The sequence below is a fragment of the Methylobacterium sp. CM6247 genome (genome assembly GCF_054817925.1).
On sequence record NZ_JBTXKX010000003.1, the window covers coordinates 2,053,862 to 2,078,949 of the forward strand.

General features: G+C 64.1%; 26 protein-coding genes and 1 pseudogene. 17 read left to right on the forward strand and 10 right to left on the reverse strand.

Annotation, left to right across the window (positions count from 1 at the left end; translation table 11 throughout):
* The first annotated feature begins 190 nt into the window (after positions 1-190).
* The 4 genes from ACYQOP_RS10465 (at position 191) to ACYQOP_RS10480 (ending at position 3,737) form a co-directional block, all read left to right on the forward strand.
* Positions 191-514, forward strand: coding sequence for an iron transporter (locus tag ACYQOP_RS10465; RefSeq protein ID WP_461222340.1), 324 nt, complete (start codon positions 191-193; stop codon positions 512-514).
* Positions 511-2,031: a PepSY-associated TM helix domain-containing protein gene (locus ACYQOP_RS10470; protein WP_461222341.1), complete on the forward strand. Its 1,521-nt coding sequence runs from the start codon at positions 511-513 to the stop codon at positions 2,029-2,031. Before ACYQOP_RS10465 ends, ACYQOP_RS10470 begins: the two co-directional genes overlap by 4 nt.
* Positions 2,028-2,366 carry a DUF3325 domain-containing protein gene (locus ACYQOP_RS10475; protein ID WP_419951383.1) on the forward strand — a complete coding sequence of 113 codons (339 nt, stop codon included), beginning with the start codon at positions 2,028-2,030 and terminating at the stop codon, positions 2,364-2,366. The genes ACYQOP_RS10470 and ACYQOP_RS10475 overlap by 4 nt, the downstream gene beginning before the upstream one ends.
* Before the next feature lie 75 nt (positions 2,367-2,441).
* Positions 2,442-3,737, forward strand: a complete 1,296-nt coding sequence (locus ACYQOP_RS10480) for an ArgE/DapE family deacylase (RefSeq protein ID WP_461222342.1) — start codon at positions 2,442-2,444, stop codon at positions 3,735-3,737.
* A gap of 64 nt (positions 3,738-3,801) precedes the next feature.
* Here the strand turns inward: ACYQOP_RS10480 and ACYQOP_RS10485 are convergent, their stop codons facing one another.
* Positions 3,802-4,548, reverse strand: a complete 747-nt coding sequence (locus ACYQOP_RS10485; protein WP_461222343.1) for a glucose 1-dehydrogenase — start codon at positions 4,546-4,548, stop codon at positions 3,802-3,804.
* Positions 4,549-4,654: 106 nt separating this feature from the next.
* Here ACYQOP_RS10485 and ACYQOP_RS10490 point away from each other — a divergent pair, with 106 nt between their 5' ends.
* Complete coding sequence (locus ACYQOP_RS10490; RefSeq protein WP_461222344.1) at positions 4,655-5,008, forward strand: helix-turn-helix domain-containing protein; 354 nt, start codon at positions 4,655-4,657, stop codon at positions 5,006-5,008.
* A 346-nt stretch (positions 5,009-5,354) separates the two neighbouring features.
* Positions 5,355-7,175 carry a translational GTPase TypA gene (gene typA, locus ACYQOP_RS10495; protein ID WP_056434487.1) on the forward strand — a complete coding sequence of 607 codons (1,821 nt, stop codon included), beginning with the start codon at positions 5,355-5,357 and terminating at the stop codon, positions 7,173-7,175.
* Positions 7,176-7,335: 160 nt separating this feature from the next.
* On the opposite strand, the pseudogene ACYQOP_RS10500 reads toward typA, so the two are convergent.
* From ACYQOP_RS10500 to ACYQOP_RS10525, 6 genes and pseudogenes are all read right to left on the reverse strand, one after another.
* Positions 7,336-9,008, reverse strand: a pseudogene (locus ACYQOP_RS10500) (acyl-CoA synthetase).
* Positions 9,009-9,159: 151 nt separating this feature from the next.
* Positions 9,160-9,339, reverse strand: a complete 180-nt coding sequence (locus ACYQOP_RS10505; protein WP_056434484.1) for a hypothetical protein — start codon at positions 9,337-9,339, stop codon at positions 9,160-9,162.
* Between the two features lie 25 nt (positions 9,340-9,364).
* Complete coding sequence (locus ACYQOP_RS10510) at positions 9,365-9,616, reverse strand: hypothetical protein (RefSeq protein ID WP_311276284.1); 252 nt, start codon at positions 9,614-9,616, stop codon at positions 9,365-9,367.
* Positions 9,613-9,942: a hypothetical protein gene (locus ACYQOP_RS10515; protein ID WP_461222345.1), complete on the reverse strand. Its 330-nt coding sequence runs from the start codon at positions 9,940-9,942 to the stop codon at positions 9,613-9,615. Before ACYQOP_RS10515 ends, ACYQOP_RS10510 begins: the two co-directional genes overlap by 4 nt.
* A 148-nt stretch (positions 9,943-10,090) precedes the next feature.
* Positions 10,091-11,065: a cysteine synthase A gene (gene cysK, locus ACYQOP_RS10520; protein ID WP_056434478.1), complete on the reverse strand. Its 975-nt coding sequence runs from the start codon at positions 11,063-11,065 to the stop codon at positions 10,091-10,093.
* A gap of 990 nt (positions 11,066-12,055) precedes the next feature.
* Complete coding sequence (locus tag ACYQOP_RS10525; protein WP_056434721.1) at positions 12,056-12,550, reverse strand: META domain-containing protein; 495 nt, start codon at positions 12,548-12,550, stop codon at positions 12,056-12,058.
* A 369-nt stretch (positions 12,551-12,919) separates the two neighbouring features.
* Between ACYQOP_RS10525 and ACYQOP_RS10530 the strand changes: the two genes are divergently transcribed.
* Entirely contained in the window at positions 12,920-13,192 is a 273-nt protein-coding gene (locus ACYQOP_RS10530; protein WP_056434477.1) for a helix-turn-helix domain-containing protein, read from the forward strand.
* 52 nt (positions 13,193-13,244) lie between these two features.
* Here the strand turns inward: ACYQOP_RS10530 and ACYQOP_RS10535 are convergent, their stop codons facing one another.
* Positions 13,245-14,480 (reverse strand): NAD(P)/FAD-dependent oxidoreductase, encoded by a 1,236-nt coding sequence (locus ACYQOP_RS10535; RefSeq protein WP_461222346.1) that lies wholly within the window; start codon positions 14,478-14,480, stop codon positions 13,245-13,247.
* Positions 14,477-15,433 carry a LysR family transcriptional regulator gene (locus tag ACYQOP_RS10540; protein ID WP_056434475.1) on the reverse strand — a complete coding sequence of 319 codons (957 nt, stop codon included), beginning with the start codon at positions 15,431-15,433 and terminating at the stop codon, positions 14,477-14,479. Before ACYQOP_RS10540 ends, ACYQOP_RS10535 begins: the two co-directional genes overlap by 4 nt.
* Positions 15,434-15,631: 198 nt before the next feature.
* Here ACYQOP_RS10540 and ACYQOP_RS10545 point away from each other — a divergent pair, with 198 nt between their 5' ends.
* The 6 genes from ACYQOP_RS10545 to ruvC all read left to right on the forward strand — a co-directional run bounded on the left by ACYQOP_RS10545 (position 15,632) and on the right by ruvC (position 21,341).
* Positions 15,632-16,693: a class 1 fructose-bisphosphatase gene (locus tag ACYQOP_RS10545; RefSeq protein ID WP_207412228.1), complete on the forward strand. Its 1,062-nt coding sequence runs from the start codon at positions 15,632-15,634 to the stop codon at positions 16,691-16,693.
* 34 nt (positions 16,694-16,727) lie between these two features.
* The gene (locus ACYQOP_RS10550; protein ID WP_056434471.1) at positions 16,728-17,588 is read left to right on the forward strand and encodes a phosphoribulokinase; all 861 of its coding nucleotides are present in this window, start codon (positions 16,728-16,730) and stop codon (positions 17,586-17,588) included.
* Between the two features lie 61 nt (positions 17,589-17,649).
* A complete protein-coding gene (gene rpe, locus ACYQOP_RS10555) occupies positions 17,650-18,336 on the forward strand; it encodes a ribulose-phosphate 3-epimerase (protein WP_419951390.1) in 687 nt (228 codons plus the stop codon).
* Entirely contained in the window at positions 18,330-19,079 is a 750-nt protein-coding gene (locus tag ACYQOP_RS10560; RefSeq protein ID WP_207412229.1) for an HAD-IA family hydrolase, read from the forward strand. The genes rpe and ACYQOP_RS10560 overlap by 7 nt, the downstream gene beginning before the upstream one ends.
* Positions 19,080-19,358: 279 nt before the next feature.
* Positions 19,359-20,105: a YebC/PmpR family DNA-binding transcriptional regulator gene (locus tag ACYQOP_RS10565; protein ID WP_207412230.1), complete on the forward strand. Its 747-nt coding sequence runs from the start codon at positions 19,359-19,361 to the stop codon at positions 20,103-20,105.
* A 669-nt stretch (positions 20,106-20,774) separates the two neighbouring features.
* Entirely contained in the window at positions 20,775-21,341 is a 567-nt protein-coding gene (gene ruvC, locus ACYQOP_RS10570; protein WP_461222347.1) for a crossover junction endodeoxyribonuclease RuvC, read from the forward strand.
* A 57-nt stretch (positions 21,342-21,398) separates the two neighbouring features.
* Here ruvC and ACYQOP_RS10575 read toward each other — a convergent pair whose 3' ends face one another.
* The gene (locus ACYQOP_RS10575; RefSeq protein ID WP_207412231.1) at positions 21,399-22,016 is read right to left on the reverse strand and encodes a YceI family protein; all 618 of its coding nucleotides are present in this window, start codon (positions 22,014-22,016) and stop codon (positions 21,399-21,401) included.
* A gap of 78 nt (positions 22,017-22,094) precedes the next feature.
* On the opposite strand from ACYQOP_RS10575, the gene ruvA reads away from it, so the two are divergent.
* The 4 genes from ruvA (at position 22,095) to bfr (ending at position 25,036) form a co-directional block, all read left to right on the forward strand.
* On the forward strand, positions 22,095-22,712 hold the full coding sequence (gene ruvA / locus ACYQOP_RS10580; protein ID WP_056434458.1) for a Holliday junction branch migration protein RuvA: 618 nt from the start codon (positions 22,095-22,097) through the stop codon (positions 22,710-22,712).
* Between the two features lie 172 nt (positions 22,713-22,884).
* Positions 22,885-23,874: a hypothetical protein gene (locus ACYQOP_RS10585; RefSeq protein ID WP_461222348.1), complete on the forward strand. Its 990-nt coding sequence runs from the start codon at positions 22,885-22,887 to the stop codon at positions 23,872-23,874.
* 321 nt (positions 23,875-24,195) lie between these two features.
* Complete coding sequence (locus ACYQOP_RS10590) at positions 24,196-24,477, forward strand: (2Fe-2S)-binding protein (protein WP_056434454.1); 282 nt, start codon at positions 24,196-24,198, stop codon at positions 24,475-24,477.
* A gap of 61 nt (positions 24,478-24,538) precedes the next feature.
* Positions 24,539-25,036: a bacterioferritin gene (bfr, locus tag ACYQOP_RS10595; RefSeq protein ID WP_056434452.1), complete on the forward strand. Its 498-nt coding sequence runs from the start codon at positions 24,539-24,541 to the stop codon at positions 25,034-25,036.
* Positions 25,037-25,088 lie beyond the last annotated feature (52 nt).

The window sequence follows — 25,088 nt, forward strand, 5'->3', positions numbered from 1 at the left end:
TCCACAACATAGCGATTGCCCGGGGAAGACGAGGCTTTGTATAGCGTTCGGTGTTCGGCGTTTCAGCAAAGATGCCGACCGTCGTGACGCCGAGGCCATCGGTTCTGCTGGCGCTGCGTTGCTGAGCCCATTTGTCATTCGCTCCTCGACCGGGAGCGCCCGCTTCCTCGCAAACCGGGGCCGACCGCCGATGACGGATATGACCAAGCCGAGTATACCGCCATCGCAGGGTCGCTACCGCCTGATAGTGGCCGGCCGGACCCTCCTTGCGATCTTCGGCGGTTATGCCCTGGCGGCCGTTGCCACGGCCTTCTTGTCCCTGACCTTGCCCCTCGACCGTTCGGAGGCCGTTGCCGCCGCCACCCTGGCGAGCTTCGCGATCATGGCGGGTGCGGTGATCTGGGTCTTCTCCGCCCGCACCCTCGCCCGTGCGGCGATAGGGCTGGCGCTTCCGGCTTTGTGCCTGGGCGCCGGTCTCTGGCTTGCCCTCGGCAGCGCGGTGCAACCCGCATGAAGCAGGGGTTTCGCCAATCGATGGCATGGCTGCACACCTGGGCGGGGCTCGTGACCGGCTGGGTGATGTTCGCCGTCTTCGTCACCGGCACTGCCACCTACTACAAGTCCGACATCTCTCTCTGGATGCGGCCCGAATTACGCGCGCAGGCGGAATACGACGTGGTTCGCGCGACCGAACTCGGAGTCGCGTATCTCAAGGTCCATGCCCCAAAGGCGATGGCTTGGTATGTGGGCGTGCCGCAGCCCGACAAGCCATATATCGGCGCCTATTGGATGGTCACGCCGGACGGCGAGTTTGGAAAGGCTCTCCTCGATCCGGATACCGGCGCGCCGACAAAGGCCCGGGCGACACAGGGCGGCGATTTCTTCTACCGCTTCCATTTCGAATTGCAGATGCTCCCGGCAATCGGCCGCTGGATCGTCGGCATCTGCGCGATGGTCCTACTCGTCGCCCTCATCAGCGGCATCGTCACCCATCGCCGCATCTTCGCGGATTTCTTCACCTTCCGGCGTTCGAAATCCGCCCAGCGCGGCTGGCTCGACGCGCACAACGTCACCGGTGTTCTGGCGCTGCCGTTCCACCTGATGATCACCTATACGGGCATCGTCTCGCTCGCGCTCATGTACATGCCGTGGGGAATGGTGAGCGCCTACAAGGGCGACGAGCTGCGCTTCTACGTCGAGTCCGGTCAGATGCCGGCCTGGCGAGCCGCCGAGGGCAAGCCGGCCGAGCCGGCGCCGCTCGGTCCTCTCATCCGCCGCGCCCAGGCCGAGGTGAGCGAGCCGCTCGAGATGGTCTCGATCAACAATCCCGGTGATGCAAATGCCACCGTGGTGGCGGTGTTCGAGGAGCCCCATGGGCTCGCCCATCGCCATCCGCAGATCGCCTTCCACGCGGTGACCGGGGAGGTGGTCGAACGGACCGGGCCATTGAAGCCGGCGGCGCATGCCTATACGAGCTTCGTCGGCCTGCACGAGGCGCATTTCGCCGGGCCGGCCCTGCGCATCCTGTTCTTCCTATCGGGCCTAATGGGCTGCGCCGCCATCACCACTGGCCTCGTCCTGTGGACCGTGGCGCGGGCGCCGAAGGCGGTCGTGCGGCCCACTCTCGGTTGGCGCATCGTCCATTCCCTCAATATCGGTACGATTCTCGGCCTTCCCATCGGCATGGCGGCGCTCTTCCTCGCCAACCGTCTGATTCCTGCAGGATGGGCCGCTCGTGAATCCTGGGAGGGTGGCGTGTTTTTCGCAGCCTGGTTCCTCGCCGCCCTGGTCTCCCACGCTCGCCCACATCGCCAGGTATGGGGCGAGATGAGCTATGCCGCCGCGCTGCTATTCCTGGCCGTTCCTCTGGTCGATTGGGCTCAGACGGGATGGCGCACCGAGTTCCTGGGTTTCAACGCCGCCATGGTGGCGCTCGCGCTGGTCTTCTTCTTCGGCGCGCGAAAGCTCGGGCGCCACGAGGGGGCGCGGATAGAGTCCGCACGTACCACCGGAGATTTCGCCCGCGTATGACGCCACTTGCCGTCTCCCTTACCTCCCTCCTGAGCTTCTCCGGCCTCGCCTGCCTCTGCCTGAGCATGGACCGGCATGGCCGGACCCTGTTCCACGGGCGCCCCTCCCGGCGGCGCGACACAGCGTTCCGTGTGGCGGGCTGGCTTTTCATCGCCCTGGCTTTCGCGGCCGCCGTCGTCACGGCGGACTGGAATTTCGGTCCGGTGCAATGGCTCGGCTCGCTCACCGGGGCCGCGCTCATCGTCGTGGCGCTGATGTCTTATCGTCCGGCCTGGATCCGTCCGGCAGCCATCGCCGCTCTTCCCCTCGCCATGGCCACCGCGTTCTTCGTCTGAACCGGGGCCGATTTTCCGACCGTCCGGATAGGCCTATGTGAAGGGTTGCCCGACAGGCTTTCACGAGGAGTATCCATGGCGCTCGACCCCGCTCTCGCGGATCGCATCTCCGCCTCGGTCGAACAGGGATTTGCCGATCAGGTCGCCCATATCCAGGACCTCGTCCGGTTCGGGTCAGTGCGCGGCGCCGAGCACGCGATTCAGGACCATGTCTTCCGATGCCTGGAGCAACGCGGCTATGCGATGGAGCGGATCCGCATGGATTCTACGGCCATCGCCGCGCATCCTGGCGGAGGCAGGATTGCACCGGGACATTCGGATGCGCCCATCGTTGTCGGCATCCACCGGCCTCGCCACGAGACGGGACGCTCCCTGATTCTGCAGGCACATGTGGACGTGGTGCCACCGGGCCCACTCGACCTCTGGAGCCAGACGCCCTTCGATCCGGTGATACGGGGCGACTGGATGTACGGCCGAGGTGCCGCCGACATGAAGGCCGGGCACGCCGCCAACCTGTTCGCGCTCGATGCGCTCAGGCGGATCGGCCTTCAGCCGGCGGCGACGGTCACGATCCAGTCCGTGGTCGAGGAGGAATCCACCGGCAATGGAGCTCTCATGGCACATCTGCACGGTTACCGCGCCGATGCCGTGCTGATCCCCGAGCCGGAGGACGAGAAGCTCGTGCGGGCCAATACCGGCGTGCTGTGGTTCACGGTCGAGGTGCAGGGCACGCCGGTCCATGTTCGCGAGATGGGTGCTGGCGCCAACGCCATCGATGCCATCTATCGGGTGATCGGTGCCTTGCGCGAACTCGAAGATAATTGGAATGCCCGCAAGGCAGGCCGCCGCCATTTCGAAGGCGAGGCCCATCCGATCAACCTCAATGTCGGCCGGATCCAGGGCGGAGACTGGGCGTCTTCCGTCCCCGCCTGGTGCCGCATCGATTGCCGTATTGCCATTTATCCCGGTGTGAAGGCGGCGGATGCGGCGGAAGAGATTGAATCTGCGGTGGCGACTTTCGCCCGAACCGATCCGTTCCTGGCAAAGACGCCACCGATGGTGGCTTTCAATGGCTTCTTCGCGGAAGGCTACGAGTTGGACGAAGGCTCGGAGGCCGAGGCCGTACTTGCCGCCGCTCACAAGCGGGCCGTGGGCGTCGATCTTCGGAGCTTCATGTCACCTTGCTATCTCGATACCCGCGTCCACGCCCTCTACGACCGGGTTCCGGCCCTCTGCTATGGGCCGATCAGCGAGAACATCCATGGCTCCGACGAGCGCGTGAGCCTCGCCTCAGTGAAGCGCATCACCAAAGCCATTGCGTTGTTCGTGGCCGAGTGGTGCGGGACCGAACCGCTCGAGCATGTGAGGTAGGCGACGACATCGCGCTCACCGATCCCGCGCGTACCTCATCGTAAGCGCGGGCATTGTGTCGTGCTTAGCGAATACCGCCGCTGGCGGTGATCACCTCGCCGGTCAGCCAGCGGGCATCGTCTGAGGCGAGGAACGCGACTACCCCGGCAATGTCGTCCGGCTGGCCCGCCCTGCCTAGCGGTGTCTGCGCGATGAAGCCGGCCTCCATGTCGGAACCGACGACTCCGGCCGTATGGGTGCCTTCGGTCACTACGAAGCCGGGGCTGACCACATTGACCCGGATATTGCGTGGCGCGAGCTCGTTGGCCAGCACGCCCGAGATAGCGTTCAATGCCCCCTTGGTTCCGGCATAAACCCCTGCGGCCGGTGTATGGACATGGGTGATGGCCGAAGAAATATTGACGATGCTTCCGTTCTCTCCAAGATGCTTCACTGCCGCTTGGGTCGTGAGCAATACGCCGAGCACATTCACGTCAAAGAGACGGCGATAATGCTCTTCGGTCACGTCCTCGATCGTCGCGAATTCGTAGATGCCGGAATTATTGACCAGCACGTCGAGGCGGCCGAACTGATTTACCGCCGCCTCGATCAGCCCCTGTGCCTCTTCCGCTTTGGAGACATCGGCCTTCACCGCGATAGCTTTGCCTCCAGCTGACGTAATGGCCTCGACGACGGCGTCGGCACCCGCCCTACTCGAGGCGTAATTGACCACGATCGCGGCACCGTGCTGTGCGAGATTTTTGGCGATCGCGGCACCGATGCCCTTCGATGCGCCGGTCACTACGGCGACCTTTCCGTCAAGCTTCGACATATGTGCTATCCTTCGACGGGAACTGGCTCGGACTGGTTGGCCTCAGTTCCATAGTTCGGAAATTCGGAACTAATGGAGCGAAGGTCAAGCCCCAAATGGATGAAATATGAGGCCGCTGTTTCACCCGGCGATCGAGGACGTCCAGCCACAGGCAATTCTGCACGCCTTGTCGGATCCCCGCCGTGCAGCGATCTTCGCCGCAATCGCAACGGCAGGCTGTGTTGAGGCCTGCTCGGCGCTGTCGAGTGTCGGGGACCGGACGATTCCGAAATCGTCGTTGTCCAGCCATTTCAAGGTACTGCGCGAAGCCGGCTTGATCCGGTGCGAGCGTCACGGCGTCGAGATGCGAAACCATTCGCGCTGCGTGGAGGTGAACGCACGTTTTCCGGGCTTACTCGCCGCGATCATGGCCGCTTATGCGTCGGGTGGAGAGCCCGGCGCCCATGGGGCAGATGCGTAGGCGCCAGTCAGAATGCTCGCTTCGCCTCGATGATCCATGACGGAACGTTCCTTCGACCGCCGTCTCATTCCGATGCGAGACGCCAATCCGCGCGATCGTGCGCCGACCCGGACTCACCCTATTCCCGTACGGATAAGTATCCGGTGGGATAGGTGCCGTTCGACGGGTTGCGGGCGATCTTGAGAGGCGGCGGCGCGAGATGAGAGGCAGACACGCAGTCACACCCCTTGCCGGAACGCTCTACACCTTATATTGCGACGCGATAGCTCGATCCCGTGACCCGGCGCTGCCGGCCGCATTCCTGCGGCCCGTCGCGTGACGGGCTCTACTCGCTTCCGGATACCTTATGAAGCTTCGCAACATCGCCATCATCGCCCACGTCGACCACGGCAAGACGACACTCGTCGACAAGCTGCTGTCCCAGTCGGGATCGTTCCGAGACAATCAGCGCGTCGAAGAGCGCGCGATGGACTCGAACGACCTCGAGAAGGAGCGTGGCATCACGATCCTGGCCAAGGCGACTTCGGTCGTCTGGAAGGATACCCGAGTCAACGTCGTCGACACCCCCGGCCACGCCGATTTCGGCGGCGAGGTGGAACGTATCCTCTCGATGGTGGACGGCGTGATCGTGCTCGTCGACGCCGCCGAGGGTCCGATGCCCCAGACCAAGTTCGTGGTCGGTAAGGCGCTCAAGATTGGCTTGAAGCCGATCGTGGCGATCAACAAGGTCGACCGTCCGGACGCTCGCATCACGGAAGTCGTCAACGAGGTGTTCGACCTCTTCGCCGCTCTCGATGCGACCGACGACCAGCTCGATTTCCCAATCCTTTACGGTTCGGGCCGCGCAGGCTGGATGGCGACGTCCCCCGATGGTTCTCAGGAAGACGGTCTGGCGCCGCTCTTCGACCTCGTGCTCACGCATGTACCTCAGGCCAAGGTCGAAGAGGGTCCGTTCCGGATGCTCGGCACCCTGCTCGAAGCCAATCCCTTCCTGGGTCGCATCATCACCGGCCGCATCGCGTCCGGCACTGTGAAGCCGAACCAGGCCATCAAGGTCATGGATCGCACGGGCAAGCTGGTTGAAACCGGCCGCGTCTCGAAGATCCTGGCCTTCCGCGGCCTGGAGCGCGCGCCCATCGACATCGGCGAGGCGGGCGACATCGTCTCCATCGCCGGCCTCGTGAAGGGCACCGTGGCCGACACCTTCTGCGACCCGCAGGTCGAGACCCCGATCCAGGCCCAGCCGATCGATCCGCCCACCGTCACCATGTCCTTCATCGTCAACGATTCGCCCCTGGCAGGCACCGAAGGCGACAAGGTCACGAGCCGCATGATCCGCGACCGCCTGTTCAAGGAGGCCGAGGGCAATGTGACGCTCAAGATCGAGGAAGCGGCCGACAAGGATTCGTTCTTCGTCTCCGGCCGCGGCGAGTTGCAGCTTGCCATCCTGATCGAGACCATGCGCCGCGAAGGCTTCGAGATCGCCGTGTCGCGTCCTCGCGTGGTGCTCTCCAAGGATGAGAACGACAACGTCCTCGAGCCGGTCGAGGAGGTCGTGGTCGACGTGGACGAGGAATACTCGGGCGTCGTCGTGCAGAAGATGTCCGAGCGTAAGGCCGAGATGATCGAGATGCGGCCCTCGGGCGGTAGCCGCCTGCGCCTCGTCTTCCATGCGCCGACCCGTGGCCTCATCGGCTACCAGGGCGAGCTCATGACAGATACGCGCGGCACCGCGATCATGAACCGCCTGTTCAAGGCCTACGAGCCCTACAAGGGCGAGATGCCCGGCCGCCGCAACGGCGTGCTGATCTCGAACGACAAGGGCGAGGCCGTGGCTTACGCCATGTGGAACCTGGAAGATCGCGGCCCGATGATGATCGAGCCCGGCGCCAAGGTCTATCAGGGCATGATCATCGGCGAGCACAACCGCGAGAACGACCTCGAGGTGAACGTGCTCAAGGGCAAGAAGCTCACCAACATCCGTACCACTTCGAAGGACGAGGCCGTGCGCCTCACCCCTCCGATCCGCATGACCCTCGAGCGCTCGCTGGCCTGGATCCAGGACGACGAGCTGATGGAAGTCACGCCGAAGTCGATCCGCCTGCGCAAGACCTACCTCGATCCCAACGAGCGCAAGCGCTTCGAGCGTTCGGGCGGCGTCGCGTAAAACGCTACGCATTCGAAGAGAAACGAAAAGGCCGGGCATCGCCCGGCCTTTTCCGTTCATACTGCCAACAGGGCCTGCCTTGATGCCGTTTCGCCTTCCCCGATCGTGAGGTGGGATCGGACGTGGGCTTCAACACGAGGGGCTGGAGTGGATAGAGGCCTCACTCTTCCTTCGCCCGCTCTCGCAAAAGGTATTTCTGCACCTTGCCTGTCGAGGTCTTGGGGAGCTCGCCAAAAACGATCTTGCGGGGCAGCTTGTAGCCAGCGAGACGTTCGCGACACCAGGCAATCAGCGCATCGGCTTCCACGGTCGCGCCGCCTTTGAGCTCCACGAAGGCCATCGGGGTCTCGCCCCATTTTTCGTCGGGTCGCGCCACTACAGCGGCGGCCGAGACGGCGGGGTGGCGGAACAGAGCATCCTCGACCTCAATGGAGGAAATGTTCTCGCCGCCTGAGATGATGATGTCCTTCGATCGGTCCTTGAGCTGGATGTAGCCGTCAGGATGCTTCACTCCGAGGTCGCCAGAGCGGAACCAGCCACCGGCGAAGGCAGCCTGAGTGGCGGAGGGGTTCTTGAGGTAGCCACGCATCACCACATTGCCGCGAAACATCGCCTCGCCCATGGTCTCACCATCGGAGGGGATGGATACACAGGTCTCCGGGTCTCGGATGTCGAAGCCTTCGAGGACGGGGTAGCGCACGCCTTGTCGCGCCATCTTGGCCGCTTTCGCCTCGTCCTCAAGGGCGTCCCAGTCGCGATGCCAAGCATTCACGACTGCGGGGCCGTACGTCTCGGTAAGGCCATAGAAGTGCGTGACGTCGAAGCCAGCCTTGCCCATGGCAGCGAGCACCGCCTGTGGCGGGGGCGCAGCCGCCGTGAGGAAGGCGACCCGGCGGGGGAGGGGGCGACGCTCGTCCTCGGACGCATTCAGAAGAAGCTGCATCACGATCGGCGCCCCGCACAGATGGGTGACACCGTGCTCCGCCAGTGCCGCGTAGAGTGCGCCCGCCCTGACCTGCCGGAGGCAGACATGGGTGCCAGCGACGACGGACAACGTCCACGGGAAGCACCAGCCATTGCAGTGGAACATGGGCAGCGTCCAGAGATACCCAGAGATACCCAGAGATACACAGGGTGCTGCCCGAGCTGACCGGTTATGACGTTGCCGAGCGAGAGAAGGGCCGCACCGCGGTGGTGATAGACCACGCCTTTAGGGTCGCCCGTCGTGCCGGAGGTGTAGTTCAGCGAGATCGCATCCCACTCGTCCGCCGGCATGGCCCAGTCCTGTGCCGGATCCCCTTTTTCAAGGAACGCCTCGTAGCCAATCTGCCCGAGGATCGTGCCGTCCCCGGTATAGACCGGATCGTCGACATCAATGACCAATGGGCTCACTCCCGCCCGTTCCAGGGCGGCACTAACGACGCGGCTGAATTCCCGATCCGCAATCAATACCTTGGCTTCGCCGTGGTCGAGACAGAAGGCGATACCTGCAGGATCGAGGCGGGTGTTCAAGGTGTTGAGCACAGCGCCAGTCATCGGTATCCCGTAATGACACTCGATCATTTCGGGCGTGTTGGCGAGCATGACGGCGACCGTGTCCCCGCGTCCGATACCGTGCGCCGTCAGTGCGGCAGCAAGTCGTCTGCTCCGTGCATACAGTTCGGCATAGGTTCGGCGCAGAGGGCCATGAATGACGGCGATATGTTCGGGAAAGACACGCGCCGAACGGTCCAGGTAGTTCAGCGGCGTCAGCGGCTGATAGTTCGCCGGATTCCGGTCGAGGTCTCGATCATAGATCGAAAGCTCAACCTGTGAGGCTGTAGTGGTCGCCATGGATGTATCTCCCTGGCAAGCATCGTACTCAGGAGATCTACATCCGACAATCGACCCTTCGATACGACGGGCCGACTTGGATCGCCACACCGAACGAAACCTATAGTTCGCTCGTGTTATGCTGCGAAAAGCGGAAGGAAGACACCAACTCTCAACCTCCGCCCGGATCAGTCTCGTCGTCGGGTGTCGTGCCGCCCTTTGAACCTTTGCCGGGCGTGGGCCCTTCACCCGGCTTGCCGTCGGTCTTTTCATTGGGATCCATGACGGCGTCGGGGGCCGAATTGGCTGGCTTACCCGTATTCTTTGCGGTGTTACTCTCGGTCTCGCTCATGGCTGCCCACCTTCTCGAGTGATCTTCAATCCTGCCGGCGATCGGATTGCCCGTTAGACGAGCCGCCTACCGGCGCCGGGTTTCGACCCTTCTGACCGCCGGCCTCGTTCCAGTTCTGATTACGCTCGGCATCTGTGACGCCACCGGCCCCCTGATCGCGCGCTGCCTCCTGTTCAGGCGTTTGTCGGCCGCCCCCGACGGCCGGTGCACCCTGCGAGCCGACATCGTCGTCGGGCTTGCGCGTCGCTGCATCAGTGGGATTGTCCTTCTCGCTCACGCGCCGTCCTCCGAATCCTTGCCGACCGGTGCGGTCGCGCGGTCGAGAGCCTCCGACACGGTGCTCGTCTGGGAAGCATCGCCGATATGGCGCAGGTTCTCTGGTGGCGTCTCGGCCTCGGTGGCCTCGGTGGCGTCCTGGCGCGGTGTGCCGGACGCGATGCGCGCAGCTTCGGCTTGGCCTGACGGATCGCTCTTCAGGTCGTGCTGGGTCCGGGCGGGAGTAGCGATGTCGCGGGCATCGCCCTGGCCGAGACCCTGTCCATTGCGATCGCTGTAAGCGTCGAAATCCTTCAGCGAGGGGCGCTCGCGCTGCTCGTTGCTCATGGTTTCCTCCAATGTTGGAGGTTCAACCTGTCGAAGGCTCGTGAGGTTGCCTGACGCTTGGAGAGCTCACTCCCTTCGGGGGACGACGCGCAGAAAAAAGGCGCTCCCGTGAGGGAGCGCCGATGATCGGGATGGGTCCAAGAAGAGGTCAGATCCCTTCGAAGAGTGCGGACGAGATGTAACGTTCGGCGAAGGAGCACGCGACGGTGACAATGCGCTTGCCCTGGAATTCCGGACGTGCCGCCAGCTTCAATGCGGCAGCGACATTGCCGCCTGTGGAGATGCCGCCGGGAATACCTTCCAGCTTGGCGAGGAGCCGCGCTGTGTCGAAAGCTTCCTGGTTCGATACGGTGATGACCTCATCGATGACCTCACGGTCGAGATTGCCCGGGATGAAGCCGGCGCCAATTCCCTGGATCTTGTGCGGGCCAGGCTGACCGCCGGAGATCACCGGGGAATCCGTCGGCTCGACGGCGATGACCTTGAGGTTCGGCAGGCGAGGCTTCAGCACGGAGCCGACGCCCGTGATCGTTCCGCCCGTGCCGACACCGGCGACAAAGGCGTCGAGCTGGCCCTGCGTATCGTTCCAGATCTCCTCGGCTGTCGTCTTGCGATGGATCTCGGGATTCGCCGGGTTCGAGAATTGCTGCGGCATGATCGCGCCGGGGATTTCGTTGAGAAGCTCCTCGGCCTTGCTAATCGCTCCCTTCATGCCCTGCGGACCGGGCGTGAGGGCCAGTTCCGCGCCGAGGAAGGCCAGCATCTTGCGGCGCTCCAGGGACATGGTCTCGGGCATGACGAGAATCAGGCGGTAGCCGCGCGCCGCCGCCACGAAGGCCAGGGCGATTCCGGTATTTCCAGAGGTAGGCTCCACTAGCGTGCCGCCGGGCTTCAGCTGGCCGGAGGCTTCGAGGGCGTCGATCATGTTGACGCCGATACGATCCTTAACGCTCGCGATCGGGTTGAAGAACTCGAGCTTCAGCAGGATCTCGGCATCGACGCCGCGCTCCTTGGTGATTCGGTTCAGCCGGACGAGGGGCGTGTTGCCGATCGTCTCCGTGATCGAGCCGTAGATATGGCCGTGGCCGGGTTTGCGGGACTGCGAGGGGCTAGTGTCGGCCATGACGAAATCTCCTGAGCGGCGTTTATGCGTTGTGCAGGCATCGATCGACCTTGCACACGGTGCGCGCCGGGATATCGCGTCGTCCTAGGCGAAGCAATCGCTCACAGACTTGACGCAAAGACAAATCTTCTCTGTCGTCAAGTGCGAGTGTTGCCAGTAGACATTTTCATTTGCTTGGTGCGTTATCTGTAGGACGTTGTTCTCCGGCGCCGCCTTCTATCCCGTCCCGTGAAGTATCTGCTCGGTCGCGCCCTAGCCATGGCGGCGAAGAGGCGGCGCCTACGAAAACAGGATCATCGCGGAGAGCACGAGAAAAGTCGCACAAAGCGGTGCCGACAATGCGATCCGGAATGCGGCCGGATGCAGGCTCGGCGAGCAAGTGTAGATCATCTCTTCGGAGACGCCATGCCGGACGATACTGCCGGTCGCCCATTCAAGCCGCTTCACCATTTCGCGTCCCCTGCGCTCAGCCGTGATGGGCAGAAAGCGACAGGGGCATTCAACGAGGGGTAAAGCTGAAGCCGCGACCTTGGATCGTCGTCAATGCGATCTTAAAGAGAGGCTGACAATTGCGAAGGAGTCGGCACTGGCCCCGGCCCGGCCCGGCCCGGCCCGGCCCGGTCTCGTTCTCTGCGACGCCTCTACCAGACCCGAAGACTTCGGAGGTTTAGCCGAGATGCTAAACGACCCGCGCGCCCGGGCCCGTGCCTGTCTGCATGCCGATTCCCGAGAGCATGGGATGCGCTTCGTCCGGGCGATCCAGTTGCACCGCCGTGGTCGCAGGGCTCATGGCTCGGCTGTGCGGGGCAGCCCGCATCAGCAGTAGTCGCTGAAGCAAGTCGCAGACTGTCACGACACTGCCAGCCCCGGGGAAATCTCTCATGGTCCGCTCTACGGCTCGTGAGACGAGCCGTAAAAAGTGAGTGTCTTGCCGGCCCGCGTTTTCACGAGGGGCGGTATGGTCGGCGATTGCCGGTCAAGCGCAGAGATTTAGAGCGCGCGGTCGAACTTCAGTTCGCCCTTCTGGCTCTTGATCACCAGCTGCGAGCCTACGAGGTCCCATTGGGCAGCGGTTCGCAGGGCGATGAAGAAATCCTGCTCGCTCGCTCCGGTACCCTTGTCGCAAGGCTTCTTCGTCAAGGCGAGGGGGCCGACCGCAAGATGCTGCTCGCGCAGGGGGAAGGCCGTGGCGGCGAAGGTGTTGCACCCGCCGTAGCCGCGTGCGCGATACTGCTTGTCGATGATGAAGCTCGGCCGGTCGGTGCCGTTGAACGGCTTGCCATTCAGGCTCACGGCAGTCCAAGTCGCGTCGAGGGGAAACATCTTTTCCTGAGCCTTGGCGGCCGGAACATACTGTTTCTTCTCTGGCTTCTCGCGATTGTCCTTGCCGAAACCCGTGACGTTGGATCCCTGCGCCATTGCCTCCGTCATCGGCATCCCTGCCGTCGCGGCAAAAGCCATCACGGCGAACAGCATCGCTCTCATCGTCAGGCCCTCCTTCGTCATCATCAATCGAACTCGCGTCGTCGCGCGCCTCACCCCGGTTTCGAGGCGTGATCATTTGGACCGTGCGCCACACACCAGGGTCGGCGTCGGCCGATGCGTCGCGTGGACAGGGTGCAACCGCCCTTCGGATAAGATTCCAGCACAAATATGGTCAAGACTGCGGGCGGCGAGATTTCATGATCATCCCCTCCTAAACGACGTTCCATGCTTGCTGTACGTGAACTATCCCGATGCCAGTCTCGTTAAGCCAGCTTAGAGGCTGCGGCAGGTGGAGCGCCGCCGAGGAAGGGGAGAGTTTCTGTGTCGGGACTGGACGAGAGCGGGCGTGGTGGATCAGGGCTGAATACGATGAGCCCTGCGCAATCGCGGGCCGCCCGCGGGATGCTGGGCTGGTCGGAAGCGGATCTCGCTGGCAGGGTCGGACTCGCAGAGCAGGATGTGAAGGATTTCGAGAGCGGAGCCAACGATCCTGCCTCGGGGCAGATCGAGGCGCTGAGAAGTGCTCTGATGAGCGCCGGCATCGTCTTTCACGAGGGGCGCGAGAACGGTGTCAGCCTACGCGCTAAGGGCGGAGACGAAGGTACGCGGCTCTCCTCGCTGACCACCGAAAACGATCACTGAAGTCCGCAAAGGAAACCTTTGGGGCTCCGGGAATCGGCACTGAGCGAATGCGTTACGCGCCGCCTCGTCCCATGGCGAGAGCCTTCAAATCGAACGCGGGATCGGCGGCCTCATCTGGCGTCGGTGAAAGGCCGCGCGCGATGATCCGACGGGCGGCCATGTGCTCGGTCGCCGAATCCACCGTCTCGATTCCTGTCAGGTATGCATCGCGATAGCGGAACACCGCGAAGCCTCCGGCGGTCGGGCGCCGTACCGAAACATCGCCTGGCAATGGCAACCCAACCATTTGCAGTTTGTGTCCGCCCTGATCGCTCCAGAACCACGGGACGGCATCGTAGGGCGCCGGGCGTCCGGCGATGCGGGCGGCGACACAACGTGCCTGGTCGATCGCGTTTTGGACGGATTCTACGCGCGCTACGCCATGCGCGGCGAAACGTGTTGGAAACCTGGCGCAATCGCCGATAGCCGAGATCGACGGATCGTCGGTGACGAGGACAGGATCGACGACGATGCCGTCTTCTACACGGAGCCCCGCCTCGGCTGCGAGCTCCTGGTTCGGAAGCACACCGATGCCGATCAGGACCAGATCCGCCGGGCACGCGGTGCCGTCGGACAGGCGGAGGGCCTCGACCCGACCGGTGCGGCCCTCGATGGCCTGGACGCCGCTGCCAAACAAGAAGCGGATACCGGCTTTCTCGTGAGTCTCTCGGAAGAAAGCGGCGATGGGTTCGGACACGGCCCGCGCCATGGGTCGGTCGGCGGCTTCGATGACGGTGACACAAAGACCACGCGCGGCGCAGATACTGGCGAATTCGAGCCCGATGAACCCCGCACCGACGATGGCAATGTTGCGCGCCTCGCCGATGGCCTCCTGGATTCGATCTGCATCCGTGATCGAGCGCAACTGGTAGACGCCCGTAAGTTCGGCTCCCGATACGGGAAGAGGCCGGTTCCGCGAACCTGTGGCGAGGACGAGATGATCGTAGGCAATCTCGCGTCCGTCGCCGAGGCGGATTCGGCGCCCGCCACGGTCGATCGAGACGGCCATGGACGAGGTTTCGCAGCCGATGCGGTGCTCCACATAGAAGCCGGGTGCGCGCAGGAACAGGCCGGCGGCGTCCACCTTGCCAGCGAGATAGGCTTTCGAGAGCGGCGGTCGCTGATAGGGAAGGATCGGCTCGTCGCCGATCATCGTCACCGGTCCGTCGAAGCCCGACTCCCGAAGGGAGGCTGCCGCCTGCAAGCCGGCCTGACCGGCACCGATGATGACGATCCCGCCCTCGTTCACGCCTCGAACTCCGCGGTCACCGGGCTGACGGCTGGCGACAGCGCCAGACGCGGCAGTTTCCGCCCGCCTTCCTTCACCGTGAAATCCCAGAATGCCGCCGCCGCCGGACCCAGCACCTTGTCGGCGCGGCGGACCACGTACCAGTCGCGACGGATCGGCAATCCCTGCACGTCGAGCAGGATCATGCGACCGCTTTCAACCTCGGCCGCTACCGTGTGGGCGGAGATGAGTGCGATACCGAGTCCGGCCATCACCGCCTGCTTGATCGTCTCGTTCGATCCCGAATCGATTCCGAGCTTCGCGCGCTGAATCATGATGCCCGACATGAACTCCTCGAACACCGTGCGGGTGCCGGACCCTTCCTCGCGAACCAGGAAGGATTCCTCGGCCAGATCCGCCCGCGTAAGATTGGTGCGCGTGCTGAAGCGATGGTTTGGCGCGGCGATGATGACGAGCGGATGCGCGCCGAACATCTCGGCCTCGATCGCGAAATCGCGGGGCGGCCGGCCCATGATCGCGAAGTCGATCTCGTAGTTGCGCAGGGCCTCGACCATGGCGCCGCGATTGCCGACAACGAGGTTGATCTCCACCGCTGGAAAGCGCGCGACGAAGCCCGCGATGATCTGAGGCGTAAAGTACTTGGCCGTCGAGACCACTCCCATGGCGACCCGGCCGCCGCTCCCGCCCTTGAGTGTCTGGAGCTTATCGGCGCAGGTTTCGAGCACGGTGTTGATGCTGTCGATTGCCCAGAGCATTTCGCGCCCGGCATCGGTGGGTTTCAGGCCCGTCGGCGTGCGGTCGAACAGGAGCAGCCCCGCCTCCTCCTCGAGCTGGCGGATGCGCGCGTAAAGCGCCGCCGAGGTGACGTTGAGTTCCTGGGCCGCGCGGGTCATCGTTCCGAGGCGGGCGACCGCTGCGACGGCCTGGAGTTGCTTGAGCGAGAGGTTGCGCATTCGCCGTTTTTAGTTTTTTTGGAACTGCCCGCAAGTTTTTTCATAATTCCTTCTTTGCACGGGGATTGCCCGTCTGGCGCTCTGGTTGATGGCAGCGCTATCGTGCAAAGGGCGCTATCAGGCCGTGGAAGCTTGATGCCGGGTTGGGCGCTGAATGGCCGGGTTCTCCCGGCAGGTCGATGAAGAGGACGTGAGCCGATGTCGTTGGGGTCTCTGGAGATCGGGTCTCGTCTCGATGCATGCCTCGCTCAGGCCGTTGCGGCCAATCCGGCCCTGACCGATGTGGCGGCCGTGATCGCGGCCTGCGCCGAAGCGGCCGTGGATGTGAGCGAGGTCATCGGTCGCGGCGCCCTGGGCGGTGGCGATCTCGCTGCGCAAGGCGAGCAGAATAGCGACGGCGACGTTCAGAAGGCCCTCGACGTCCTAGCCCACGAGCGTTTCACCGAGGCTCTGCGCGGTGCGCCGGTGGCGGAGGTTGCCTCGGAGGAGGCGGAGGGGATCATGCTCCTGAACGCGGGCGCCCCCCTTGCCGTCGCGATCGATCCCCTGGACGGCTCTTCCAACATCGGCGTCAACATGGCGGTGGGGTCGATCTTCGGCATCCGTCCGGTCGCCGCCACCCCGGATAATCCGGCCGGTTCCTTCACGACACCCGGTACGGCACAGCTCGCCGCCGGCTTCGTCACCTACGGCCCGGCGACGTCCCTTGTCGTTACCCTGGGCTTCGGCACGCAAATCTACACCCTCGATCGGGCCGAGCGCGTATTCCGCCTTACCAGCCCGCGGATCGAAGTCGTGGCGACAGCCAAGGAATACGCAATCAACGCCTCGAATGCCCGTCATTGGGACACGCCGGTCAAGGCGTATATCGAGGATTGTCTGGCCGGCGCTGACGGCCCCCTCGACAAGAACTTCAACATGCGCTGGCTCGGCTCGCTGGTGGCGGACGCCCAGAGGGTTCTCATCCGCGGCGGAGTGTTCCTGTATCCAGGCGACAACCGGAAAGGCTATGCCCAGGGTCGTCTGCGCCTCCTCTATGAGGCAGCTCCCATCGCGATGCTGATGGAGCAGGCCGGAGCCGCTGCAACGGACGGTGCCAACCGCATCCTCGACATCAGCGCCACCGGCATTCACGAGCGCGTGCCCTTGGTCTTCGGATCGACCGAGGAAGTCGCCTGCGTCGCGAAGTACTACGGCGGCCGCAATCCCGCTGCCGGCCGTTCACCCCTGTTCGGCCAGCGCGGCCTGATGCGCGGCTGACAGGGCAGAGACTGGAACCGGTCGGGCATCGTTCATGTCGGCGCGTCACCCCATCATCTCGGTGACCGGCTCGTCCGGGGCCGGCACGACGTCCGTACGCAACACGTTCGAGCAGATCTTCCGCCGCGAGGATGTCAGTGCCGTCTATATCGAGGGCGACGCGTTCCACGCCCTCGATCGCAATGCCATGCGCAAGGCGATGGCGGAGGAGCCGACGCTCAGCCATTTCGCGCCACGCGCCAATCTTCTCCCCGAACTGGAGGAGGTGTTCCGCACCTATGGCGAATCAGGCATCGGGCGGACGCGTCATTACGTCCACGACGCCGCCGACGCTCAGGCGTATGGGGCGGAGCCCGGCACGTTTACCCCCTGGGAGGATTTCCAGCCGGGTTCGGACCTGCTGTTCTACGAGGGACTCCACGGTTGCGTGGTCGACGACAATGTCGACATGGCCCGCTACGCCGATCTCAAGATCGGCGTAGTACCGGTGATCAACCTCGAATGGATTCAGAAGCTGCACCGGGACCGCTCGTTCCGCGGTTATTCCACCGAGGCGGTCACCGACGTCATCCTGCGGCGCATGCCGGATTACGTCCAGACGATCTGCCCGCAATTCACCTGGACGGACATCAACTTCCAGCGCGTACCCACGGTCGACACGTCGAACCCGTTCATCGCCCGCTGGATTCCCACCGCCGACGAATCGATGGTGGTCATCCGCTTCAAGGACCCGAAGGGCATCGATTTCTCCTACCTGATATCGATGATCCAGGGCTCCTTCATGAGCCGCGCCAATTCCATTGTGATCCCGGGCGGCAAGCTCGATATCGCCATGCAACTCATCCTCACGCCGATCATCATGCAATTGGTGGAGCGCAAGCGCCGGCTTGCCTGAGACCGCAGAACGTCCGGGCTCATGCTCTTGCCGGACCGACAGAGTGAACGAGATAGTCCGAATGACGACCCGCACGACCGGCCCCATCATCTCCCCGTCGATCCTCTCGGCTGACTTCGCCGCCCTTGGCGAGGAGGTTCGCGCGGTGTCCGAGGCGGGGGCGGACTGGATTCATCTCGACGTGATGGACGGGCATTTCGTGCCCAACATCACCTTCGGGCCCGATGTGGTGAAAGCGCTCCGGCCCCATAGCGACAAGGTGTTCGACGTTCATCTGATGATCGCGCCGGCCGACCCGTATCTCGCGGCGTTCGCCGAGGCGGGAGCGGATGCGATCTCGGTCCATGTGGAGGCCGGTCCGCACATTCACCGCTCGCTCCAGACTATCCTGAACCTCGGAAAGCGCGCCGGAATCGCGCTGAATCCGGGCACCCCTGCGAGCGCCATCGAACCCTTGATCGACATGGTCGACCTCGTCCTGGTGATGACGGTGAATCCGGGGTTCGGAGGGCAGAGTTTCATCCCTTCGACGCTGGAGACCATCGCCCGGATCAAGGCGATGAGCGCCGGACGCGACATCGATATCGAGGTGGATGGCGGCATCACGCCCGAGAATGTGGGCCTCGCCGCTGCCGCCGGAGCCAACGCGTTCGTGGCCGGCAGCGCCGTATTCAAGGGCGGGCCCGCCGGATATGCCGGGCGCATCGCCGCCATCCGGGCGGGCGCCAGCGGCACCGTCGCATGCTGAAGGCGCTGATCTTCGACGTCGACGGGACACTCGCCGAGACCGAGGACCTGCACCGACAGGCATTCAACCGGGCCTTCGCCGAACTGGGGCTCGACTGGAACTGGTCGCCGGAGGCCTATGCCGACCTTCTCACCGTCATGGGCGGGAAGGAGAGGCTCGCGCATTACGTGCGGACCGAGCATGGCGAGCCGGATGCGCAGCGTCGCGTCCAGATGAGCGAGATCCACGACCGCAAGACCAGGATCTATGGCGATCTCGTCACGCAGGGGGCGCTCGCCCTGCGCCCTGGCATTGCGCGCCTGGTCGAGGAGGCGAAACGCGCGGGCCTACGTCTCGCGGTGGCCAGCACCACGAGCAGGCCCAATATCGATACCTTGATCGCCGTGAATTTCCCCGAGGGCAATCCGTTCGACGCCATCGCCTGCGGCGACGAGGCCGAGCGCAAGAAACCCCATCCAGACGTGTTCGTGCTCGCCCTGAAGCGCCTCGGGGTCGAACCGGGCGAGGCCATCGCCTTCGAGGATTCCGCCCCCGGCATTCGCTCTGCCCTGGATGCCGGCCTGCCGGTCATCGCCACGCGCAGCCTCTATACCGGTGGTCACAGCCTGGAGGGCGCGTTCTCGGCAGTCTCGGATCTCGGCGAGCGGGAGGCCCCGCATAGCCATCTCGCCGGATCGGCATGGCCCGGCGACGTCGTCACTCTCGCAGCGTTGAAGGACTGGCACGCCCGGCACGCGGGGTGACCCCTTTCGCGGGCCGCGGAAACAAAGTCGAGCCCGCGACGATGCCGAGGCAGGCGGTAAAGGCAAGGCGCCACCAGGGCCGCACCGCGCCGCCGTTTCCTTCGTCTGCCATCGCTTCTGTCCCCGTTGCGGGGAGAGAAACTCCCCTGCCGCATCAACGCCGGGGGCCTCACCGCGTTGCCTCGATGAGCGGACCCGGCCTATAACCCGGCCCAACCCCGCTGCGGTGACGCGCGCGCGCACTTCCGCTCCACCTCCGACACGACCCAAGGTCACGCTATGGCCGGCCATTCCCAGTTCAAGAACATCATGCACCGCAAGGGCCGCGTCGATGCGGTCCGTTCCAAGATCTTCGGCAAGCTCGCCCGCGAGATCACGGTTGCGGCCAAGCTCGGCATGCCCGACCCGGCGATGAATGCGCGCCTGCGCGCCGCCATCATCGCGGCACGGGCCGAGAACGTGCCCAAGGACAATATCGAGCGCGCGATCAAGAAGGCCTCGGGCGCCGACGCCGAAAGCTACGACGAGATCCGCTACGAGGGCTACGGCCCGGGGGGCGCTGCCCTCATCGTCGAGGCGCAGACCGACAACCGCAACCGTACCGCCTCCGACGTGCGCTCGGCCTTCACAAAGTCCGGCGGCAGCTTGGCCGAGACCGGCGCCGTCTCCTTCATGTTCGACCATGTCGGCGTGGTGGAGTTCGACGCCAAGGTGGCGGATGCCGACACGATGCTCGAGGCTGCCATCGAGGCGGGCGCCGACGATGTGCGTTCCTCCGAGGATGGCCACGAGATCACCTGCGCCCAGGATTCCTACGGCGAGGTCTCCAAGGCCCTGGAGGCCCGATTCGGCGAGCCGCGCCGCACGGCCCTGATCTGGAAGGCCCAGAACACCATTGAGGTCGACGACGAGACCGGCGAGAAGCTGATCCGCCTCGTCGAAGTCATCGAAGACCAGGACGACGTCCAGAACGTCTACGTCAATTTCGCTCTCTCCGACGCTCTGGTCGCCAAGCTCGAAGGGTGAGCGGCCCGGAGCCACAAGCGATCGTTCCAGATCCGATAGTCCCCCTCGTGATGGCGGATCCGGGATTCGGTCCGGTGCCGCGCGTGCTCGGCTGATCCGGCATCCGCTTCGTTCGAGCGAAGCCAGGATCAGGCTGCTTTTACGGTGTGGAGGAAGCGGTTGACCAACGCCAGCGCGTCAGCGTTCCGAGCCCCGCCAGAACGGTTGCCGCCAGGATCGGCCCTGTCGGAACGTTCCCGCTGAACTGAGCTCCGGGCCCGGCGATCGGCAGGATTAGCCAGAGGCAGATGCTCAGGAATCAGTCGGAGCTCCGCCGGCAAGTCTCGATATCCGCATTGGAATTCTGATTTTTCGGATACGTCGGGCTTATGGAACGGGAGCTTACGCGCGCGTCGCCGGTATCCGCGACGAGCTACGCGCTGGAGACGTAGAGACGGGCGACGAGATCCGGTGGGACGGCGGTGACCACGACGCTGTGGGTCCGTCCCCCCATGGATAGGATCGTTTCCCGCCAGCTCAGGCGACGAGGGCGGCAATGTCTTGCCCATGCCATCGCCCATGCCTTGGCACAAGACTTCGTTCACGATATGTCCTTAACGCTCAGATCGGCGCGGCGCTCGCGCCCGGACCTGTCCAACCCATGATTTTGTCACCTCTGGTTTTGAGCGCATGACCGGCTTCATCCGCATCCTCGGCATCGATCCCGGCCTGCGCCGGACCGGCTGGGGTCTCATCTCCGTCGTCGGGACGAAATTGACCTATGTCGATTGCGGCGTGGTGACGTCGGATGGGGACCTGCCTCTCGCCCTGCGTCTGCGGGAATTGCACGAGGGCATCACCCGCGTCGTGTCGGGTTTCTCGCCCGACGAGGTCGCCGTGGAGGAGACCTTCGTCAACAAGGACGCGCAGGCGACGCTGAAGCTCGGCCATGCCCGCGCTATCGCCCTGCTGGTGCCGGCTCTGGCGGGTCTGCCGGTCTTTGAATACGCCGCCAACCTGGTGAAGAAGACCGTCTGCGGCTCGGGCCATGCCGAGAAGGTGCAGATCCAGGCGATGGTGAAGTTTCTGATGCCCAAGGCCGAGTTCAAGACGGCGGATGCCGCCGATGCCCTCGCCATCGCCGTCACCCATGCCAATCATCGCGGCGCGCATGCGCTGAAGAAGCTCCACGCTCCCGTCGCCGGGGTGAGCGGGCTTGCCGCCGCACGGATCGCGGCGGCTCTGGCGAAGAGGTGAGCATGTCCTCTCCCGGCGCTGGGCGCGGGGAGAGGGGGCTTTACGTCCTGGGCGGGTTTACTGGGCCTTGAACTCGCCCTCCAGGCGCAGGCTCACCTCGTCGCTCACTGCCGGCACGAAGGCCGAGACACCGAAATCCGAACGCTTGATCACGGCCCAGCCATCGAAGCCCACGGTGTAGCGCTTGTCGACGGGGTTGGTGCCGGCTTGGTTGAACGTGGCGTCGAAGGAGACGGGTTTCGTCACACCCTTCAGGGTGAGGGTGCCGGTGATCCGCGCCGTGGTCGGGCTGGTGGGCTCCACCAGGGTCGCCGTGTAGGTGGCGGTGGGGAACTTGGCCGTGTCGAAGAACTCGGGGGCCTGGAGATGCTTGTTCAAGGCATCGTTGAGGCCGTTGATGCTGGCCATGCCGATGGTGACGCTGAGCTGGCTCTTTGCCGGCTCCTTCGGATCCAGAACGGCCTTGGCCGCCACATCGGTGATCTGCCCATAATAGGTCGAGTAGCCGAGATGAATCACCGACCAGGTGATCTTGCCGTGTGCCGGATCGAGCACGTAGGTGCCGGGCTTGACCTGGGTCGGGTCGCGCGACGGGCCGGCATCAGGTGGCGTCTCCTGCGCGTAGGCGCAGGGCGAGGCCAGAAGCAGGAGGGCGAGGAGGCGCGTGCGCATCATGCGGTCACTTTCTCTATGGCTGGTCGGACAGGAGGGCCGGTCCCTGATAAGACCCTGTCTCTGATGACGAGATGATGCATGATCGGCAAGCTGAAGGGTGTGGTGGATTCCTACGGAGAGGATTTCGTGATCCTCGACGTGCAGGGGGTCGGCTACGTGGTGCATTGTTCCGCCCGGACCTTGCAGCGGATGCCGGGCGCGGGCGAGGCCGCTTCCCTCGCCATCGAGACCCATGTCCGCGAGGACATGATCCGGCTCTATGGTTTCCGCTCCGATGCCGAGCGCGAATGGTTTCGCCTGCTTCAGACCGTTCAGGGGGTCGGCTCCAAGGTGGCCCTCGGCCTGCTCTCCGTGCTGGAGCCGGAGGCCCTCGCCACCGCCATCGCCATGGGTGACAAGACCGCCATCGCCCGCGCGCCCGGGGTCGGGCCACGCCTCGCCGCCCGGCTCACCGCCGAATTGAAGGACAAGGCCCCCGCCTTCGCGCCGATCGACCCCGCCGTCCTGGCCCTCTCCGGAGCGGTGGAGGATCGAACCGCGCCTCAGCCCGCCGCCGATGCCATCTCGGCCCTGGTCAATCTCGGTTACGCCCCGGTCCAGGCCTCCGCCGCCATCGCCGCCGCGATGAAGGGAGCCGGTGAGGGCGCCGAAGCCAAGACCCTTATCCGCCTTGGCCTGCGCGAACTCGCCCGGTGAATCGGATGGTCCAAGGCGCAAATCCTCGTCCGGCTCGACGCCTGTTTTAACGGTTTATGCTACATAGTTGCCCATCGTCCCACGGGAGAACCAGCTTTCGTCCTTCCGGTAAACTGTCTAATCCGCTATTGACCGGAGCCCCGACTGGGCGGACCGCGCTCCGGGATTGAATATGACGGGCTTCTGGACATTCCTGGCGACCGCGCTGGTCTCCTGCGCGGCAGTGGCACCGGCGCTGGCCGCCGATCCGGCCTGCGCGCAGCCACCCCTTCCGGATGCGCCTTCGCCGTTCTTTCTCTTTACCGATACCCAGGTGAGCTACCACTACCAGTTCCCCGCCGCCGAGCCGGGTATACGGGTGCGGGACGCCGACGGGTCGTTCCGCTCGCGCGGTATCCCCAAACAGATCTTCAATGTCGCGCATGCCAATGCCTGGGCCTACGGCACCAATCTGTTCTCGCTCGACATCCTGAAATCTGGAGCGCAGGAGCGAGCCGGTACTACCAACGCGCCTGGCGGGTTCCTGCTTCGCGATGAGGGTGCGACGGAAGTCTACGGCCTCTACCGCGGCACACTCAGCCTCAACGCGCTCACCGGGACCAAGGCGTTCGTGGTGCCCGGCCTCGTCAAGGATATCTCCCTGTCCTACGGGTTCGACGCCAACACGAAGGATACCGCCTTCGGCCCCCGCAAGCGCAATGTCGTCGGCGGTCTTAACCTTTCCTTCGACGTGCCGGCCGGTTTTCTCAACGCCTCGGTCCATGCCTACAAGGAGTGGAACCGCAACGGCTTCAATCCCTATCCGAACCGGGACATCAGCTACGATACCGTCCCCGAGATCGAGATCGCCTATAGCTTCCCGTTGGCCTTCACCGGCCTGCCGCTCAGCGTCACCGGCATCAACAACATTGTCCTGCCCAAGGGGCGCGGTGTCCGTAATCCAGCGATCTTCGCCTTCAATCGAGAGACGGGGCTCGAATTCGTCTCCCGCACCAATCTGGTGCTCGACCTCGGCAAGCTCGTCTACGACCAGCCCAACCGCGTCGATGTGTTCATCGGCTTCCAGTACTGGCTGAACAAGTTCGGCAATCTCGAAACGGCGACCCTGAAGGGTACGGAAGAGAAGAGCTTCCTCGCTGGCGTCGCGTTCCACGTCTTCTGAGCGGGTTCGTCCCCGCCAGGATATTCGCTGCTGCGAGGACGGTCGCGGTACCGATGGCCACGGCTGTGTGACCTGCCCGACTTCGACCCGAGAGACTGCGCCCCAGAGACGGCGTTGCACGCCCACGGGGCTGGCTCCTGTCGTCGCAGGCAGGTCCGCGCGCCTTGCGCAAAAATCCCATGCCAGTTAAGTTATTGAGAATGCAGTAGATTTTAAGAGTTCTAAAGAGGCGCTCAAGTCGATGCACGAAACGGGGAATCTGCCTCGCGCACGATTCTTTCGTGGTCGATCGAAGCCTCTCATCCCGTCCAGCGAGCTGTCATGATCGTCTGTTCCTGTAACGTGTTGTCCGACGGCGCCGTCCGCGCCTGCCTCAAGGATGGGCCTGATTGTCCGCGCACGCCGGCACAGGTCCAGGCCTGTCTCGGTTGCAGCCCGAAATGCGGTCGCTGCGCCCGGACGATCCGCTCGATCATGCAGGCGGCCCTGCAGGGTGCTCTGCAAGACGCCGTGGCGGAAGCCGGCCATGCGTGCGGAACGGGTTGCGCCAGCGCTTGTAGTTTGGTTCAATTCCAAACTGCGGAGGAGGGGATCGCCGCCTGAGGGCCTGTGCGAGGCTCCACGCTCCCCTTCATGCTTGAGAAGCTGAACGGGAGTGAGTGTTATGAAGGGTGATGTGAAGGTCGTCGAGTACCTCAATCGAGGTCTCCGCAGCGAGCTGACGGCCGTGAGCCAGTACTGGCTCCATTTCCGGATGCTGAACGACTGGGGCTACATCGACCTCGCCAAGTTCTGGCGCAAGGAATCAATCGAAGAGATGAACCATGCCGACCGGTTCATCGACCGGATCCTGTTCCTCGACGGGTTTCCGAACCTGCAGGAGCTTGATCCGCTGCGGATCGGCCAGAATATCGAAGAGATCATTGCCTCCGATCTCGCGGCCGAGACCGAGGCCCGCGCGCTCTATCTCGAAGCCGCGCAGTATTGCGATTCGATCAACGACCGCGTGTCCAAGATCCTGTTCGAGGAGCTGGCCGCCGACGAGGAGGGCCATATCGATTTCCTCGAGACCCAGCAGACCCTGATCGCTCAGATCGGCCTGCCGCTCTACGCCCAGAAGCATATCGGTGGCCTCGAGGCGATCGCTCCCGAAAAGGACTGACATCACACCAACACCCCGGAATGCAGGCGGCATTCCGAGGGGGTTCGTGGGA